This window comes from Streptomyces sp. AP-93 (genome assembly GCF_022808175.1).
Taxonomy (GTDB): domain Bacteria; phylum Actinomycetota; class Actinomycetes; order Streptomycetales; family Streptomycetaceae; genus Streptomyces.
Genome location: NZ_JALGBX010000010.1, coordinates 72,344 through 89,706 on the forward strand (window position 1 = coordinate 72,344; position 17,363 = coordinate 89,706).

General features: G+C 71.1%; 14 protein-coding genes. 10 read left to right on the forward strand and 4 right to left on the reverse strand.

The annotated features are described in order from the left end of the window. The gene (ppgK, locus tag MTF69_RS18200; RefSeq protein ID WP_243335800.1) at positions 1–747 is read left to right on the forward strand and encodes a polyphosphate--glucose phosphotransferase; all 747 of its coding nucleotides are present in this window, start codon (positions 1–3) and stop codon (positions 745–747) included. 100 nt (positions 748–847) lie between these two features. On the opposite strand, the gene MTF69_RS18205 is transcribed toward ppgK, so the two are convergent. Continuing rightward, positions 848–1,327: a DUF6542 domain-containing protein gene (locus MTF69_RS18205; protein WP_308401417.1), complete on the reverse strand. Its 480-nt coding sequence runs from the start codon at positions 1,325–1,327 to the stop codon at positions 848–850. Between the two features lie 133 nt (positions 1,328–1,460). On the opposite strand from MTF69_RS18205, the gene ychF reads away from it, so the two are divergent. Beyond that, positions 1,461–2,549 carry a redox-regulated ATPase YchF gene (ychF, locus tag MTF69_RS18210; RefSeq protein WP_243335808.1) on the forward strand — a complete coding sequence of 363 codons (1,089 nt, stop codon included), beginning with the start codon at positions 1,461–1,463 and terminating at the stop codon, positions 2,547–2,549. A 133-nt stretch (positions 2,550–2,682) separates the two neighbouring features. On the opposite strand, the gene MTF69_RS18215 is transcribed toward ychF, so the two are convergent. Continuing rightward, positions 2,683–3,537 carry a hypothetical protein gene (locus MTF69_RS18215; RefSeq protein ID WP_374323296.1) on the reverse strand — a complete coding sequence of 285 codons (855 nt, stop codon included), beginning with the start codon at positions 3,535–3,537 and terminating at the stop codon, positions 2,683–2,685. 141 nt (positions 3,538–3,678) lie between these two features. On the opposite strand from MTF69_RS18215, the gene MTF69_RS18220 reads away from it, so the two are divergent. The 5 genes from MTF69_RS18220 to MTF69_RS18240 all read left to right on the forward strand — a co-directional run bounded on the left by MTF69_RS18220 (position 3,679) and on the right by MTF69_RS18240 (position 10,680). Beyond that, a complete protein-coding gene (locus tag MTF69_RS18220; protein ID WP_374323355.1) occupies positions 3,679–4,902 on the forward strand; it encodes a CapA family protein in 1,224 nt (407 codons plus the stop codon). 88 nt (positions 4,903–4,990) lie between these two features. After that, complete coding sequence (locus MTF69_RS18225; protein ID WP_308401418.1) at positions 4,991–7,303, forward strand: HAMP domain-containing protein; 2,313 nt, start codon at positions 4,991–4,993, stop codon at positions 7,301–7,303. A gap of 4 nt (positions 7,304–7,307) precedes the next feature. Continuing rightward, positions 7,308–9,053 carry a poly-gamma-glutamate synthase PgsB gene (gene pgsB / locus MTF69_RS18230; RefSeq protein ID WP_243335812.1) on the forward strand — a complete coding sequence of 582 codons (1,746 nt, stop codon included), beginning with the start codon at positions 7,308–7,310 and terminating at the stop codon, positions 9,051–9,053. Next, positions 9,050–9,532: a poly-gamma-glutamate biosynthesis protein PgsC/CapC gene (locus tag MTF69_RS18235; RefSeq protein WP_243335815.1), complete on the forward strand. Its 483-nt coding sequence runs from the start codon at positions 9,050–9,052 to the stop codon at positions 9,530–9,532. Before pgsB ends, MTF69_RS18235 begins: the two co-directional genes overlap by 4 nt. Before the next feature lie 68 nt (positions 9,533–9,600). Beyond that, positions 9,601–10,680: a C40 family peptidase gene (locus MTF69_RS18240; RefSeq protein ID WP_243335816.1), complete on the forward strand. Its 1,080-nt coding sequence runs from the start codon at positions 9,601–9,603 to the stop codon at positions 10,678–10,680. 77 nt (positions 10,681–10,757) lie between these two features. On the opposite strand, the gene MTF69_RS18245 is transcribed toward MTF69_RS18240, so the two are convergent. Together MTF69_RS18245 and MTF69_RS18250 are read right to left on the reverse strand one after the other, a co-directional pair. Continuing rightward, complete coding sequence (locus MTF69_RS18245; protein WP_243335818.1) at positions 10,758–11,339, reverse strand: Uma2 family endonuclease; 582 nt, start codon at positions 11,337–11,339, stop codon at positions 10,758–10,760. 56 nt (positions 11,340–11,395) lie between these two features. Next, complete coding sequence (locus MTF69_RS18250; RefSeq protein WP_243335820.1) at positions 11,396–13,129, reverse strand: PucR family transcriptional regulator; 1,734 nt, start codon at positions 13,127–13,129, stop codon at positions 11,396–11,398. Between the two features lie 211 nt (positions 13,130–13,340). Here MTF69_RS18250 and MTF69_RS18255 point away from each other — a divergent pair, with 211 nt between their 5' ends. From MTF69_RS18255 to MTF69_RS18265, 3 genes are read left to right on the forward strand one after another with little or no spacing between them, the layout of a single operon-like run. Next, on the forward strand, positions 13,341–14,255 hold the full coding sequence (locus tag MTF69_RS18255) for a xanthine dehydrogenase family protein subunit M (RefSeq protein WP_243335822.1): 915 nt from the start codon (positions 13,341–13,343) through the stop codon (positions 14,253–14,255). Positions 14,256–14,257: 2 nt separating this feature from the next. Further along, on the forward strand, positions 14,258–14,875 hold the full coding sequence (locus tag MTF69_RS18260) for a (2Fe-2S)-binding protein (RefSeq protein WP_243335823.1): 618 nt from the start codon (positions 14,258–14,260) through the stop codon (positions 14,873–14,875). A gap of 2 nt (positions 14,876–14,877) precedes the next feature. After that, complete coding sequence (locus tag MTF69_RS18265) at positions 14,878–17,268, forward strand: xanthine dehydrogenase family protein molybdopterin-binding subunit (RefSeq protein ID WP_243335825.1); 2,391 nt, start codon at positions 14,878–14,880, stop codon at positions 17,266–17,268. The last annotated feature ends 95 nt before the right edge of the window (positions 17,269–17,363 follow it).

Below are 17,363 nucleotides of genomic sequence, written 5' to 3' on the forward strand. Positions count from 1 at the left end.
ATGGAGATCTTCGGCGTGGACATCGGCGGTTCCGGGATCAAGGGCGCTCCCGTGGACCTGAACCGTGGCGACCTGGCGCAGGAGCGCCACAAGGTGCTGACACCGCAGCCGGCCACCCCCGACGGGGTGGCCGGCTGCGTCGTCGAGGTGGTGCGCCGCTTCGGCTGGGACGGTCCGGTGGGGGTCACCTTCCCCGGGGTGGTCACGGGCGGGGTGACCCGGTCGGCGGCCAACATGGACAAGGCCTGGGTCGGCGTGGACACGGCGGCGCTGCTCTCCTCGCGCCTGGACGGCCGTCCGGTGACGGTCCTGAACGACGCGGACGCGGCCGGGGTCGCGGAAATGGCCTACGGGGCGGGGCGCGGGGTCGACGGCACCGTCATCCTGCTCACGCTGGGCACCGGAATCGGCAGCGCGCTGTTCACGGACGGGCGGCTGGTGCCCAACACCGAGCTGGGCCACCTGGAGCTGAAGGGCCACGACGCGGAGACGCGGGCCTCGGTGAAAGCGAAGGAGGACGGGGACCTGACCTGGGAGCACTGGGCCCGCCGGGTCGGGAAGTACCTGGCGCACGTGGAGATGCTGTTCTCCCCGGACCTCTTCATCATCGGCGGCGGCGTGAGCCGCAAGCCGGAGAAGTTCCTGCCGCTGATCGAGGGCGTCCGGGCGCGGATCGTGCCGGCCGAGCTGCGGAACAACGCGGGCATCGTGGGTGCGGCGATGGCGGCGCGCTCGGCGTCGCAGTAGCCGGCCGGGCCGTCCTCGGGGCCGTCCCCGGGCTGTCCCCGGGCCGTCCCTGCGGGCTGTCCCCCGGGCCGTCCCTGCGGGCCGCCCCCAGGGTCGCCGCTCAGGCGACGCGACGCGGCATCCGGCGGCGGCCGATGAGGACTGCCTTGCGCACCACCGTGATCAGCGCCGCCACGAGCGTGCCGGCGTACAGCCAGCCGGCGTGCAGGGACAGCGCGGACACCAGCCCCATCACCTCGCCCGCGAAGCCGCCGGAGCCGCCCGACACGGGCCACACTCCGGCGGCGAAGGCGATCGGGGCGCTGATCGGCGCGGTGATCAGGTCGGCGGGCCGCACCCACAGCGCGGTGGCGGCGGCGACGGGCAGGAAGAACAGGCCGTAGACGAACAGCGAGGCGTCGAACAGCAGCCAGTCGAGGCCGCCGACCAGGAACATCGCGGCGCAGGCGAAGAGCCCGCCGCCGAGCCCGGTCAGCCGGGGCCGCGGCAGCCGGCGTACCGGTGCGGGCGCCCGCTGGGGGGACCGCTCGGGGGACCGCTCCGCCGGGTGACGTACCGTACGCGCCTCGTATCGCTCCACCCCCCAAAACTAGGCGGGGAGGCCGCCGATCGTGTGCCCGGACACGCGTACATCCGTGCCCCCTCATCGAAAGTAAACTGCTCCTTGGCCCACTCCGGGCCGCCGCCCCCTCCAGCTACGGGAAGTCGCCAACGTGTCGCTCACGATCGGAATCGTCGGCCTGCCGAATGTCGGCAAGTCGACCCTGTTCAACGCCCTGACCAAGAACGACGTGCTGGCGGCCAACTACCCGTTCGCCACGATCGAGCCGAACGTCGGCGTCGTCGGCGTTCCGGACGCGCGCCTCGGCGTCCTGGCCGGCATCTTCGGCTCGCAGAAGCTCCTCCCGGCGACGGTCGACTTCGTCGACATCGCGGGCATCGTGCGCGGTGCGTCGGAGGGCGAGGGCCTCGGCAACAAGTTCCTCGCGAACATCCGCGAGTCGGACGCGATCTGCCAGGTCATCCGCGCCTTCAAGGACGAGAACGTCGTCCACGTCGACGGCAAGGTCTCGCCGAAGGACGACATCGAGACCATCAACACCGAGCTGATCCTCGCGGACCTCCAGTCCATCGAGAAGGCGGTGCCGCGCCTGACGAAGGAGTCCCGCCTCCAGAAGGAGAAGGTCGCGGTCCTCGCCGCCGTCGAGAAGGCCCAGAAGATCCTCGAAGCGGGCGACACCCTCTTCTCCCAGGGCATCTCCAAGGGCACGGAGCAGGGCGATCTCCTCCACGAGCTGCACCTCCTCACGGTCAAGCCGTTCCTCTACGTCTTCAACGTGGACGAGGACGAGCTGACGGACGACGCCTTCAAGGCCGAGCAGAGCGCGCTGGTGGCCCCGGCCGAGGCGATCTTCCTCAACGCCAAGCTGGAGGCGGAGCTCATCGAGCTCGACGACGAGGAGGCGCTCGAGCTCCTGCAGTCGGTCGGCCAGGAGGAGCCCGGCATGGCCACCCTCGGCCGCGTCGGCTTCGCGACCCTGGGCCTGCAGACCTACCTGACGGCCGGCCCGAAGGAAACCCGCGCCTGGACCATCAAGAAGGGCGCCACCGCCCCCGAGGCCGCCGGCGTGATCCACACGGACTTCCAGCGCGGCTTCATCAAGGCCGAGGTCATCTCCTTCGAGGACCTGGTCGCCTGCGGCTCGGTCACCGAGGCCCGCTCCAAGGGCAAGGCCCGCATGGAGGGCAAGGACTACGTCATGCAGGACGGCGACGTGGTCGAGTTCCGCTTCAACGTCTGAGTGACCGCCAGGGGCCGGCTCCTGCGGGAGCCGGCCCCTTCGGTGTACGGCCAAGAGGGGTCAAACCCGACTAAACCAACCAACCCGACGAAGGCGACCAGGGCGAGCAATGGGATTAATAGCGTCAATATGGTCAAGAATTCGACCAACGCTTGGTGAGCACCGTTATCGCCTCGGTCACATCGTCGAGACGGGCGTCGTCCGTCCTTATCACCCTCGCGAGCTCAATGTGGAGAAAACGGAGCTTTTCCTCGGCCGCCACCTGGCCCTGCTCGTTCGAGGTGCCGGACAGCTTGCATTTACGGACATTGGCCCGGCAGACCTCCAGGCCCTCCCCGGTCAGCGCCGCCGACAGGGTCCTGGCCTCGGACACCGCCCGGTCCCCGGCCCCCGTCGAGACCACGGCGTCGAATTCGGGGAAGGACTCGTTGGCGAAGCCGTGCAGCTGCACCCCCGGCAGGCGGCGCTCCATCAGCTCCTCGATCACCTTGTGGAACACCGAGTCCGTCCGGTGCGCGACATCGGCCGCGTCCCCTTCGCCCGCGGTCCGGTGGGCTCCGGCGAGCACCAGCACTCCGCCGGGCGCCCCGCGCAGCACCCGGGCGCCGAGCCGCTCGGTCTCCTGGTCGGCGATGGGGTGCGGGACCTGCACGCTCCAGGTCAGCCGGACGCCCAGATTCACGTACACCCGGCCCCAGCCCCGGTTCGCCGAGCCCGAAGCGCTCGCCGCGTCCGCGACCTCGGCGAAGTCGCGGCCGCTCGCCGTGTCGGTGAAGGCCTGCACGGTGAAATCGACCTCGGCCAGGCGCTTGCGCGCCGCGTCCTCCTTGCCGTCGAGGAGCAGGGCGACCCCTTGGGCGACCGTCCGGCGCTCGGCCGCCGTGGGGACCCGGTAGCCCCCTCGCTCGCCGAATCCCTGGGTGAATGCCGTAATCCGCTTTTCCAGGTCGACCCCGGGGGCAGCCGAAGGTCTGGAATTCACCTGCATTTCGCCCGATGGTTGCCCTGCGGAGAGCGTGAAATACGCCACAATCGCCGCTACGACGGCCATCGCGCACAGAGTTGCCTTAATCGTTATACGTTTCGCGAGGAACGGAGTCATGATCGGATAAAGATAGACCGAGTGAAGATATCCGTCTCTTTCGTCACGCTCCGCACAGGAGCGCTCACCCTGCTCCTGTCGACAGCCCTCGCCGGCTGTGGACTCCTCGGAGACGGGGAATCCGGTGGGGATGCCAAGGGCCGTCTGGCGACGGGGGCCGGTGGGCGTTCCTTCACCGTGGCCTCGGCCGGCGACGTCCTCATCCACCCCGAGCTGACCACTCAGGCCGAGCAGGACGGCAAGGCCAAGGGCAAGGGCGGCATGGACTTCGGGCCGATCATGGCCGGGGTGAAGCCGGTCATCAGCAAGGCCGACCTGGCGATCTGCCACATGGAGCCGGTGCTGGGCAAGCCGGAGGGGCCGTTCCAGAGCTTCCCGGACTTCATCGCGCCGCCGCAGATCACCACCACCCTCAAGGACATCGGGTACGACACCTGCTCGACCGCGTCGAACCACGCGCTCGACCACGGTGAGGGCGGCGTCAGGCAAACCCTCGACGCCCTCGACAAGGCGGGCCTGAAGCACACCGGCTCCGCCCGCAACCAGGCGGAGGGCGCCAAGCCGCTGATCATGGACGTCAAGGGCGTCAAGGTCGCGCAGATCTCCTTCGCCGGCGGGTTCAACGGCCGTCAGGTACCCGCGGACAAGCCCTGGCTGGCCAACAAGACCTCGCTGGACGCCATCTCGGCCGCCGAGAAGGCCGCCCGGGCCGCCGGCGCCGAGGTCGTCATCCTCAGCATCCACTGGGGCAAGGAGCACCAGCCCGCCCCGAACTCGCTCCAGCTGAGCCTCGCCAAGAAGATCGCCGAGAAGACCGGCATCAACCTGGTCATCGGCCACCACGCCCACGTCGTCCAGCCCATGGAGAAGGTCGGCGGCATGTGGGTCGCGTACGGGCTCGGCAACCAGCTCGCCCGGCACGAGGTGCCCAGCGGGCTGTCCGAGGAAGGCGTCATCGGCTGGTTCGAATTCGCCGAGAAGAACGGCAGGTGGGACGTCAAGGCCCGGTACGTCCCCACCTTCGTGGAGCTGCCGCCGGACCTCGAGGTCACCGACCCCGCGGTCAAGCTGCCCGAGACCGGACAGGTCAAGGACCACCGGCTGATCGACCTCGCCGCCGCGCTGAAGAACGGCGGCGGGCTGTCGGCGGAGCGGCGGGCCCGCTACCAGCTCGCGTACGACCGCACCCAGGGCACCCTGCTCAACCGGGGCGGCGGCAAGGACGGACTGGCGCCGCTGGCGAACCGCTAGGACCGAGGCGAACGCAGTCCGCCCGTCGGACGTGTCGCACAGCGAACCACCCGCACCCGCACCCGCACGATCACCCACAGGAGTCCCGTTGTCCGCGTCGCGCACGAAGCGGCGGCAGAAGGCCCGCCGAAGGGCGGACATGTCGCTGCTGGGCGGTATCCGGCCGCCCATCGCCGCGCTGTCCGCGCTGCTGCTCGCCCTTGCCGCGCTCACCGCCTTCCACCTCGGCAAGGTGGGCAATGAGTCCGTCCCGGAGGCGGTCCGCACCTCCCAGCAGTACTTCGCGGAGGACGGCGCCATCGCGATGCGGGCCTCGCTGGACGAGTCGATCACCGACCTCTCCCGCACGGCCACCCTGTTCAACGCGGGCGCCCCGGTCTCCGCCGACACGGTGCTCGACAAGCTCGGCAACGTCTACCAGAAGTGGCGCGGCATGGCCGTCGTCGAGATCAAGTCGGGACGGCTGGAGGCCCAGCGCGGCGAGAACGTGCCGCTGACCGCCATCGACTCCACCAAGCTCGCCGAGGCCAACGGCCTCGTCCCGCGCATGGTGCGGCTGGAGAACGGCGAGACCCGCCTGCTCACCTTCGCCGTTCTGTCCTGGCCCGGCCAGCCCCAGAAACTGCTCGTCGCCTCGAGCAGCCTGAGGTTCCCCGGTGTCAGCCTCGGCAAGTTCCGCGCCATCGCGGTCACCGACTCCACCGGCACGATCCTCAGCAGCGACGGCCTCGCCAACGACGAGCAGATCCAGTCCGACGAGGTCAAGGAAGAGACCGAGCGGTCCCGCAAGCAGCTCAAGAAGTACGCCAAGATCGCCGCGAAGAAGACCAAGGCCAACCCGCTGACCACCAAGGAGCCCGGCGGGGGCGGCTTCCGCGGCGTCAGCGGCAGCCTCCTCGGCCCCTCCAACGACGGTGAGCGGACCGTCGTCGGCTACGCGAGCCTGACCGGCCCCGAGGCGGGCAAGGGCACGGCGGCCACCGCCCTCGGGCTGACCGTCATCTCCCTCATCAACGTCACCGAGGACCGCGCCGCCCTCGTCGACCCCTTCTTCGGGATCGTCGCCGCGGCCGTCCTGCTGGTCATCGGCCTCCTCGCCGTCTCCCTCCTCATCGGCACCGTGCAGAAGCCGCTGCTCCAGCTCTTTCTGGAGAGCCGCCGGCTCAGCCGCGGCGACCTGAACCGTCCGGTCAACCGTCCCAAGTACGGCGAGGCCGCCCGCATCGGCACCGCCCTGGAGCGGCTGCGCCGCCAGCTGCTCGGCGAGTCCGCCGAGGACCAGAAGGCGCACACCCCCGGCCGCGGCCGCGGCCGGATCGGCGCCCGCGCCCTGCTCGCCACCTGCGGCGCGCTCCTGCTGCTGTGGTCCGCGCCCCTGGTGCTGCTGCTCAACCGGGCCGGCGACTCCGTCGGCGTACCGCAGACGATCGTCCACGACCAGCGCGAACGCACCGACACCCTGGCCGACCGGGTCCGCCGCGCCCTCAACGAGGGGCACACCGACCTCGCCTCCGTGGGCTCGCTGATCGGCCCGGCCACCACCCCCGCCGAGATGACCGGCATCCTGGAGCGCACCCTCACGCAGCACCAGCGCTACGAGGCCCTGTACGTCCTCCAGGCGGACGGGACCGTCACCGCCAAGGTCGGGGCCCCGCCCCGGCGCCCGCAGGGCAAGGCACCCTCCGTCGACGAGCCCGTGGTGCTCCTCGAGTCCGGCAACGCGCCGGTCATCGTCGAGTTCGCCGCGGCCCCCGGCCTCAAGGGCGCCTCCGTGGTCGGAGAGCTGCGCATCGACTTCCTCAACTCCCTCCTCAAGCGTCCCGGCCTGGGCGAGATCCGCGTGATCGACGAGAAGCAGCGCGTCATCGGCGGCAACAACGGCTACCTGGCCTTCTCGCAGCTGCCCAACGAGAGCCTGCGGGCGCTGGTGGCCGGCACCAACCAGAAGGTCGGCAAGGGCCCGCGCCCCAGCAGCGTCGTGCTGCGCGGCGGCGACGACATCACCGTCGCCGCCGCGGTCCCGATGGCGGGCGGCGGCGCCGCGAAGCCGCTGGCCTGGACCGTGGTCAGCTGGCAGCCCGCCAAGGGCCTGGCCATCCCCGAGTACAACCTGCAGAACCGCACGGTGCTGGCCGGCCTGCTCGGCCTCACCGCCGCCCTGGTCTGTCTCGGCTGGCTCCAGATCGTGGTGGTCCAGGCGCTGCGCGAGCTCGCGCGGCGCGCCGAAGCCCTGGCGGACGGCGACCGCCGCACCGTCCTCTACCCGCGCCACCACGACGAGGTCGGCGCCGTCACCCGCAGCCTGGAAGTCATCAGGCAGCAGCTCCAGGAGCTGCGCAAGCGGGAAGCCACCAGCACCGCCGGCCGGTCCGGCCAGGCTGCCAAGGCCGGAAGGAACTGACCCCGTGCTCTTTCTCTTCAGCGTGTTGGTCGTCTGCTGCCTCGTGATGCTGATCGCCGGCATCATCGAGCAGCGGCGGCACTTCGCCAACCTGGAAGAAATACCCACCCGGGTGCTGGTCAACGGCATCCGCGGCAAGAGCTCCATCACCCGGCTCGTCGCGGGCGCGCTGCGCGGCGGCGATCTGGTCACGGTCGCCAAGACCACCGGCACCGCGGCCCGCTTCATCCACCCCGACGCCACCGAGGAGCCGGTCTACCGCAAGTTCGGCATCGCCAACGTCGTCGAGCAGATCGGCATCGTGCGCCGCGCGGCGGCCTACAAGCCCGACGCGCTGGTCATGGAGTGCATGGCCGTCATGCCGCCGCTCCAGGAGCTCAACCAGGCCAAGCTGATCCAGTCCACCATCGGCGTGCTGTGCAACGTGCGCGAGGACCACGTGGCCGAGATGGGCCCGACCCTCGACGACATCGGCCGCTCGCTGTCCCGCTCGATGCCGCACGGCGGCATCTGCGTCACCGCCGAGAAGGACCGCTTCCACGTCCTCCAGGAGGAAGCGGACGCGCGGGACTGCCGGCTCATCTACGCGGACCCCGAGATCGTCAGCGACGAGGAGCTGCGCGGCTTCAGCTGGTTCACCTTCAAGGAGAACGTGGCCATCGCGCTGGTCGTGGCCGAGCTCCTCGGCATCGACCGGGAGACCGCGCTGCAGGGCATGTACGACGCTCCGCCGGACCCGGGTGTGCTCTCCGTCGAGCGTTACGTCGGCCCCGGCGACAAGCGGCTGCGGTTCGCCAACGTCTTCGCGGCCAACGACCCCGAGTCCACGCTGATGAACATCAACCAGCTCCTCGACCTCGGCGCGATCAACCGCCCGCTGAACGTGGTCATCAACTGCCGGCCCGACCGGGTCGAGCGCAACGGCCAGATGGGCCAGATCGTTCCCGACCTCCAGCCCGACAAGGTGTTCGTGATCGGCCACCCGTCCAAGAGCGCCATCGACGCGATCCCGGCCGACTGGCGCGGCCGCGCCGTCGACCTCGGCGGCGACGGCCGCGACGGCGAAGAGTTCATGAACGAGCTGTTCGACCACCTGAGCGCGGACTCCTCGCTCGTGGCCATCGGCAACATCCACGGCCAGGGCGAGATCCTGCTGGAGCACCTCGCCGAGCTGCCCTCCTTCGAGGAGGACGGCGAGGCCCTGCCCACGCCGGGCGCGCCCACGCAGCACGTACGGCACGACCAGACCATGACGCTGTACCTCAAGCACCTCGACCCGTACGCGAACCTGCCCGCGGCCGAGGAAGCCCGTCGGATGCGCAACCCCCAGATCCCGCCGCCGCGCGGCGGGGGTCAGCAGTACCCGAACCAGCAGTTCCCGCACCAGCACTACCCGCAGCACCAGTTCCCGCAGCCCCAGCAGTACGAGCCCGGGTACGAGCAGTTCTCGCCCGCGCAGCAGCAGTACCAGGCGCAGCAGCACCAGCAGAATCTGCAGAATCTGCAGCACCAGCAGCACCAGCAGCACCAGCAGCACCAGCAGCAGCAGCGCCCGGAGCTGGTGTCGGCGGCGTGGCCGCAACTCCAGCAGCCGCAGCCGCTGCCCCTGCATCCGCAGCCCCTGCAGCAGCAGCCGCAGCTCCCGCCGCCGCCCCGGCAGCCCCAGGATCCGCAGTCCCAGAACGCCCAGCCCGAGAACCCGCAGCACCCGCGGCCCCCGCAGTGGTCTAACCCAGGAGAACCCCGTTGATCCCCGCCGTCCTCACCCCCGAGATCGCCGCGATCGGCATCGCCCTGGGTCTGCTGTTCTCCCTCGTCTGCTACCTGACGACCAACCTTTCCCCCGGCGGCATGATCACCCCGGGCTGGCTCGCGCTCACCCTCATCGAGGACCTCCAGCGCGCCGCGATCGTCCTCGGCGTCACCGTCCTGACGTACGCGCTCACGCTCGTCGCGCAGCGCTACGTGATCCTCTATGGCAAGCGGCTGTTCGCGACCGTCGTGCTCATCGGCGTGCTGCTCCAGGGCGGCGTCGTGATCCTGCTGCAGATGAAGTTCCCGCTGCTGTACGCGAACCAGACCCTCGGCTTCATCGTGCCCGGCCTGATCGCCTACCAGCTGGTCCGCCAGCCCAAGGGGGCCACGCTGCTGGCCACCGGTTCCGCGACGCTCATGACGTACGTCGTGCTGACCGCCGGCATCCTGCTCGGCGTCATGCCGCACGCGTGACCCCGCCGCGGCCCGCCGCCCCCGCCCGTCCTTTCGCCCGCCCGACCCGACCTCGCCCGGAGTAACCGATGACCGCCACGTCCAAGCGCCGCACACGTCCCGTCCTGCACGCGGCCACCGTGATCGCCCTGCTGGCCGGCAGCGTCTACTTCACCATCGAGCTGCGCAAGGAGGAGCAGGCCAAGGCGCCCGCGATCCAGTCGCTCGTCGACGCCCCCGTCGCCGGCAAGGGGGGCGGCGCCGAGAGCGCGCAGAAGTGGGAGCGGCTGAAGAACCCGGAGCGCTCCGTGCTGCGCGACGGCAAGGGCGGGATCCTCGCGACCTTCACCGACGGCGCCCGCACCGCCACGCTCACCGGCCCCAGCCGCACCTTCACCGAGCCGGCCACCACCAAGACCCGGGTGGTCACCGAGAACTGGGTGCGGCTGATGCCGGAGACCTGGCGCAGCGGTGCCGAGAAGGAGCAGTGGTTCCAGGAGTGGTTCAAGAAGTACCTGGGCAGTGAGGAGGACGACCTCTTCGCCATGTCCTTCCAGTACGGAGACCAGGCCCCGGTCAAGAAGGACGCGGAGGGCGTCTCGTACGCCGGCGACGCGAACTTCGGCCCGATCAACCCCAACGGCTCGGTCGGCAACGACTACCGCCTGGAGGAGTCGGACTTCTACGACTACCTGGGCATCCCGTACACCTTCCGAAACGGGACCACGGCGAAGCCCGAAGCGATGCGCGCCCGCTCGATGGACTGCTCCGGCTTCATCCGGACCGTCTTCGGCTACCGGGCCCGCTTCCCGCTGATGGCCTCGGACACCGCCAGCGGCGATGGCCTGCCGCGCACCGCGAACGGCATGGCCCGCTCCAAGATCGGCGTGGACGTCATCCCGCTCAAGGGGGTCGGCGCCGAGGCCCGGCCCACCTCGATCGACGTCCTGCAGCCGGGCGACGTGCTGTTCTTCAAGCTGGACGGGCGCACCGGAGACCGGCTGGACCACACGGGCATCTACCTCGGCACCGACACCGACGGCCACCAGATCTTCATCTCCAGCCGCGAAGAGGCCAACGGCCCGACCATCGGCGACAAGGGCGGCACCTCCCGCCTCGACGGCAACGGCTACTACGCGACGACCCTGCGGAGCGCGAAGCGGCTGTGACCGGGGGCGCATAGCCCGTGCAGCGGAAGGGGCCGGACTCCGACGAGTCCGGCCCCTTCCGCATCCCCTGCCGACTTTCAGCTGCTCCGGGGCGGCGTGAGCTTGTCGAGGTCCAGGCTGATCTCGAAGGGCACCGGGCGGCGGAGGGTGCCACGGAAGATGCCGGCCGGCGCGTAGGCGCCGACGGGTTCTTCGAGCTCGAAGACGTGCACGACGGGTGCCCCGTCCTCGTCCTCGACGCGCCAGTAGTGCGGGATGCCGGCCTCCGCGTACTTGCGAAGTTTGACGGTGCGGTCTCGGTGGGCGGATTCGGGGGAGACGACCTCGATGACGAGCCGTACTTCGTCTGGTGCGAACCAGGTCCGGTCACCGTCGAAGTCGGCAGTTGTCACCAGCAGATCCGGCTCGGGCCGGTTGCGCTGATCGAGCTTGATGGTCATCTCGCGGCCGACTCTGGTGTCGGCGGGGGCTTGTTCCATGAGGGCGACCGTGAGCATGGTGATGAGGTGGCCGTGCCACCACCTCTGGGGCGACATCATGAAGACGAGGGCTCCATCGATCAGCTCGGTGTGGCGGGGCGCCTCGGGGAGGCGGTCGAGGTCCTCCGCGAACCAGCCTTCCGTGCGCGGCGGGCGCATCCAGTCGGGCAGTGCGGTCATGAGCCAACCATAGCGATCGCGGCCGTCGAGAGGGGCCTTGTGCCGGTGATCCCCGGTCAGCCGGATTTGAGGGCTGCCAGGAAGTCCAGTCTGGTTTCCAGGCGGGACAGGTCGCGTTGCGTGAGGTGTTCGATGCGGGCGATGCGCTGGCGCAGCGAGTTCACGTGGAGGTGGAGGCGGGCGGCGCAGGCGGTCCAGGAGGCGTCGCAGTCGAGGAAGGTCTCCAGGGTGGTCAGGAGGTCGGTCCGGTGGCGGGCGTCGTGATCGCGCAGGGGGCCCAGGAGGCGGGTGGCGAAGGCGCGGCGGGCTTCGGCGGGGATGAGGGGGAGCAGGGACAGGATGTGGGAGGTGAGGTCCTCCGGGCCGCGGACCGTCACCTGCCCGGGGGCGGCGTGGGCGATCCGTAGGGCGTTGTGCGCCTGTTCCAGGGCGCGGCGGGCGTTCCCCGGCTCGGGGACCGGGGAGCTGACGCCGATGGAGACGCTGTCCGCCGGGCCGAGCCAGCGGGCGAGCGCCGCGGAGAGCCTGCGCTCGAGCGCGGCGTGGTCGAGGGCCGGGTCGGGGTGTGCCTCCGAGGGTCCGGGGACCAGGACGAGGAGCACGGCCCGGTCGCCGTCGACGGTGGCTGCGATGTCCTCCGAGGAGACCGGCACCGGGCCGTCCTCCTGGAGCAGGGCCTCCTCCAGCAGGACGCGCAGCGCCGCGGCGGGGACGGGACGGGCTGCGTGCCACTCGCCCGCGGCGACCACGAACTGCAGGCGCGGCCAGTAGCCGACTCCGCTGACCACGGCCTGTGCGGTGCTGCGCAGCCGGAGGGGGATCTCCTCGGCCGGGACGTCGCTGTGCAGCAGGGCGAGGGACCGGTCGGCCAGGTCGTTGCGCGCCGTGTTGGCCTGTTCGCGGGCGGCGCGGGCGTCGGCGACCAACTCGACGGTGCGGTCGAGGAGTTCCCGGTCGGGGGTCGCCCAGAGCGAGGTGTCGGCCTCCACCACGAGCAGCCAGTCGCCCAGTTCGGCGGGGTGGGGGTGGGGGTGGGGGTGGGGGAGGGGTCCGGGTCCGGGTACGGGTACGCGGACGGGCGCGGGCGCGGGTACCGGTACGAGGGAGTACGGGCGGCCGCCGACCGTGACGTGGTGGGGGGCGCTCTCGCCCGCGCGGCGGGCGGCGAGGTAGCGGGCGGCCAGGGCCGCCGCCGTCTTGGCGCGCAGCGGCGGCCGGGCCCCGGCGACCTGGCGTCCCGTCGCGGACAGGACACGCACGTCGAAGCCGAGGGTGTGCCGCAGGAGTTCCAGTACGGAGTCCGGGGCGGCCCGGTCGGTGAGCAGCCGCCGGTGGCGTTCGACCAGGGCGGCCAGGCCGGCGAGGCTGCCGGGGTCCCGGCGGTGCAGCCGGCGCAGGACGTGCTCGGTGATCGCGGCGAACGAGGTCTCCGGCCGTACGGCGATCAGCGGGAGCCCGTGGCGCCGGCAGGCGCGCACGAGGTCGTGCGGGACGAGTCCGTGTTCGACCTCGCCGGCCGCGAGGGCCGTGACGCCCGCCCGGTGCAGGACGCGTACGAACGATTCGGCGTCCCCGTCCCCCTGCCACCAGGCGAGCCCCGTGAGGACGAGCTCGCCGCCGGTGAGGAAGCGGCCGGGGTCGGACAGGTCATTGGTCGCCACGGCGGAAATGGTCCGGTCGAGCGGGGTGCCGGGCGGGATGCCGTCGTTGTCGTCGGTGTCGTCGGTGTCGTGGCCCACGAGCAGGAGCAGTCCGAGCTCGGTGGCGTCCAGGAGTTCGCGTAGCCGCATGATCGCTACTTTCGCATGGCGCCGGCTGTGCCGGCGGTGGATCGGTGCAGCTCACCGGGGTGTGGCCGTACGAAAGCACGCTCGTCCACAGCCGTCGGAGAAGCCGGTTCTGAGCGATCGGTGACTGCCTCGCCCCGTGGGGCGCGGGATGTACTTCTGCGCATGCGGCCGACGACGACTTCTGGCCACATGCGAACGAGGAGAGCCGCTCATGGAATTTCTTCGCCCCGCCGACTGGGGGGAGGCGCTCGCCGCGAAGGCCGCCCACCCCACGGCCGTGCCGATCGCGGGCGGGACGGACGTGATGGTCGAGATCAACTTCGACCACCGGCGTCCCGGGTACCTGCTGGACCTGAACCGCATCACGGAACTGCGGGAGTGGGAAGTGGGTGGGGTCGGCGCGGGCGCGGCCGGGGACGTGGTCCGGCTGGGCGCGTCCGTGCCGTACACGCGGATCATGGAGAGTCTGCGCCGGGAACTCCCGGGTCTCGCGCTCGCCGCGCACACCGTGGCCTCGCCGCAGATCCGCAACCGAGGCAGCGTGGGCGGCAACCTCGGTACCGCCTCGCCGGCCGGCGACGCGCACCCGGCGCTGCTCGCGGCGGGCGCCCAGGTGGAGGTGGAGTCCGTACGGGGCTCCCGGCTGATCCCGATCGACGCGTTCTACACCGGGGTGAAGCGCAACGCGCTGGCCCCCGACGAGCTGATCCGGGCCGTCCACGTCACCAAGGCCGACGGCCCCCAGCAGTACTCCAAGGTGGGCACGCGCAACGCCATGGTGATCGCCGTCTGCGCCTTCGGGCTCGCCCTGCACCCGGACAGCAGGACGGTGCGTACCGGCATCGGCTCGGCGGCGCCGACCCCGATCCGGGCGAAGGCCGCCGAGGAGTTCCTGAACGCCGCGCTCGAAGAGGGCGGGTTCTGGGACAACGGCCGCACCCTGACCCCGTCGGTCGCCAAGCGGTTCGCGGAGCTCTGCTCCGGGGCCGCGAACCCGATCGACGACGTCCGCGGTACCGCGAGCTACCGCAGGCACGCCGTGGGCATCATGGCCCGCCGCGCGCTCGGCTGGACCTGGGAGTCGTACCGCCGCGGAACGAGCCGCGGCGCGGAAGGAGTTGCGTGACCATGCGCGTCAATCTCACGGTCAACGGCCGTCCGAGGGAAGCGGATGACGTCTGGGAGGGTGAGTCCCTCCTCTATCTGCTGCGGGAGCGGCTGGGTCTGCCCGGCTCCAAGAACGCCTGCGAGCAGGGCGAATGCGGTTCCTGCACGGTCCGCCTCGACGACGTGCCGGTCTGTTCCTGTCTGGTCGCGGCCGGTCAGGCCGAGGGCCGCGACGTGGTGACGGTCGAGGGACTCGCCGCCTACGCCGAGCAGCGTGTCGCGCACGGGGGTCGCGACACCGGCACGGTCGTAGGCGAGAGCGGGACCGAGAGCGGGACCGAGAGCGAGAGCGAGAGCGAGACCGAGAGCGAGACCGAGAGCGGCGGCGGCGGCCGGCTCTCCGCCGTCCAGCAGGCCTTCATCGACTGCGGCGCCGTTCAGTGCGGCTTCTGCACGCCCGGTCTGCTGGTCGCCGCCGACGAGCTCCTGGAGCGGGTCGGCGAGCCGTCCGACGCGGACATCCGCGAGGCCCTGTCCGGCAACCTCTGCCGCTGCACGGGCTACGAGAAGATCCTGGACGCGGTCCGCCTGGCCGCTGCCCGCCGGGAACACGAAGGACTCCAGGAAAGGGCGGTCTGACCATGGCTGGCACCACCACCGGCATTCCCACCGAGGTCACCCAGGGCACCCGTACCAAGGGCGGCATCGGAGAGTCGACGCTGCGCCCGGACGGCACCCTGAAGGTGACCGGCGAGTTCGCGTACTCCTCGGACATGTGGCACGAGGACATGCTGTGGGGCCAGGCCCTGCGGTCCACGGTCGCGCACGCCGAGATCCTGTCCATCGACGTCTCCGAGGCCCTGACCCTGCCCGGCGTGTACGCGGTCATGACCTACGAGGACCTGCCGACCCCGGTGAAGTACTACGGGATGGAGTTCCAGGACACTCCGGTCCTGGCGCACGGCAAGGTCCGCCACCACGGCGAACCGGTCGCCCTGGTGGCCGCCGACCACCCGGAGACCGCCCGCCGCGCCGCCGCGAAGATCAAGATCGAGTACCGGGAGCTGCCCCTGATCACCGACGAGGCCTCGGCGACCGCGCCCGGCGCCGTACTCGTCCACGAGAACCGCGACGACCACCACTCCGGCCACGTCCCGCACCCGAACATCGTGCACCGCCAGCCCATCCTGCGCGGAGACGCGGCGGCCGCCCGGGAGCGCGCCGACGTCATCGTCACCGGCGAGTACACCTTCGGCATGCAGGACCAGGCCTTCCTCGGCCCCGAGTCCGGACTCGCGGTGCCCTGCGAGGACGGGGGAGTCGACCTGTACGTGGCCACCCAGTGGCTGCACTCGGACCTCAAGCAGATCGCCCCGGTCCTCGGGCTGCCCGAGGAGAAGGTCCGCATGACGATGGCCGGCGTCGGCGGTGCCTTCGGCGGCCGCGAGGACATCTCGATGCAGATCCTCGCCAGCGTGCTCGCGCTGCGCACGAACAAGCCGGTGAAGATGGTCTACAACCGCTTCGAGTCCTTCTTCGGGCACGTGCACCGCCACCCGGCGAAGCTGTACTACGAGCACGGCGCCACCCGGGACGGCAAGCTCACGCACATGAAGTGCAAGATCGTGCTGGACGGCGGCGCCTACGCCTCCTCCACGGCCTCGGTCGTCGGCAACGCGGCCTCCCTCTCGGTCGGCCCGTACGTCATCGACGACGTGGACATCGAGGCCGTCGGCCTCTACACGAACAACCCGCCGTGCGGCGCGATGCGCGGTTTCGGCGCCGTCCAGGCCTGCTTCGCGTACGAGGCCCAGATGGACAAGCTCGCGGCGAAGCTGGGCATGGACCCGGTGGAGTTCCGCCGGCTCAACGCCATGGAGCAGGGCACGGTCATGCCCACCGGCCAGGTCGTGGAGGGCCCGGCCCCGGTCGCCGAGCTGCTGCGCCGGGTCAAGGCCCGTCCGCTGCCGCCCGAGCGCCAGTGGGAGAGCGCCGACGGCGCGTCCGACGTGCGCGCGCTGCCGGGCGGTCTGTCGAACACCACGCACGGCGAGGGCGTCGTCCGGGGCGTCGGCTACGCGGTCGGCATCAAGAACGTCGGCTTCTCCGAGGGCTTCGACGACTACTCCACCGCCAAGGTGCGCATGGAGGTCATCAACGGCGAGGCCGTCGCGATGGTCCACACGGCCATGGCGGAGGTCGGCCAGGGCGGCATCACCATCCACGCGCAGATCGCCCGTACCGAGCTCGGTGTCCAGCAGGTCACCATCCACCCCGCCGACACCCAGGTGGGCTCGGCCGGTTCGACGTCGGCGGGCCGCCAGACGTACATGACCGGCGGGTCCATCAAGAACTCCTGCGGGCTCGTCCGGGCGAAGGTCCTGGAGATGGGCCGGCGCAAGTTCGGCGCCGAGCACGCGGGGTGGGCAGAAGCCGGACTCCTCCTGGAGGACGGGAAGGTGATCACCGACGGGGGCGAGGTGCTCGCCGCCCTCGTGGACGTCCTGGAGGACGAGGTCGTGGAGATCGAGGCGGAGTGGCGCCACCGCCCCACCGAAGCCTTCGACCTGCGCACCGGTCAGGGCAACGGCCACGTCCAGTACTCCTTCGCCGCGCACCGCGCGGTGGTGGAGGTGGACACCGAGCTCGGGCTCGTCAAGGTCGTGGAGCTGGCCACGGCCCAGGACGTGGGCAAGGCCCTCAACCCGCTGTCCGTGGTCGGCCAGATCCAGGGCGGCACCGTCCAGGGCCTGGGCGTCGCGATCATGGAGGAGATCATCGTGGACCCCAAGACCGCGAAGGTGAAGAACCCCTCCTTCACGGACTACCTGCTCCCGACCATCCTCGACGTGCCGACGCTCCCGGTCGACTACCTCGAACTGGGCGACCCGCACTCCCCGTACGGGGTACGGGGCATCGGCGAGGCCCCGACCCTGTCGTCCACCCCGGCCGTCCTCGCGGCGATCCGCGACGCGACCGGGCTGGAGCTGAACAAGACGCCGGTCCGCCCCGAGCACCTCACCGGGTCCTGACGCAGGTCACGAGGGGCCGGCTCCTGCGGGGGCCGGCCCCTTCGGCGTGGCCGCCCCCGTGCCCGCCCCGTGCCCGCACCGTGGCTGCCCCCTGC

Excerpts from the sequence above, each read along its gene's own strand:
- MTF69_RS18250 (WP_243335820.1), bottom strand. The coding sequence starts at position 13,129 with ATGCGGCTACGCGAACTCCTGGACGCCACCGAGCTCGGACTGCTCCTG.
- MTF69_RS18245 (WP_243335818.1), bottom strand. The coding sequence starts at position 11,339 with ATGACCGCACTGCCCGACTGGATGCGCCCGCCGCGCACGGAAGGCTGG.
- MTF69_RS18240 (WP_243335816.1), top strand. The coding sequence starts at position 9,601 with ATGACCGCCACGTCCAAGCGCCGCACACGTCCCGTCCTGCACGCGGCC.
- ppgK (WP_243335800.1), top strand. The coding sequence starts at position 1 with ATGGAGATCTTCGGCGTGGACATCGGCGGTTCCGGGATCAAGGGCGCT.
- MTF69_RS18215 (WP_374323296.1), bottom strand. The coding sequence starts at position 3,537 with ATGCAGGTGAATTCCAGACCTTCGGCTGCCCCCGGGGTCGACCTGGAA.
- MTF69_RS18255 (WP_243335822.1), top strand. The coding sequence starts at position 13,341 with ATGGAATTTCTTCGCCCCGCCGACTGGGGGGAGGCGCTCGCCGCGAAG.
- MTF69_RS18265 (WP_243335825.1), top strand. The coding sequence starts at position 14,878 with ATGGCTGGCACCACCACCGGCATTCCCACCGAGGTCACCCAGGGCACC.
- MTF69_RS18260 (WP_243335823.1), top strand. The coding sequence starts at position 14,258 with ATGCGCGTCAATCTCACGGTCAACGGCCGTCCGAGGGAAGCGGATGAC.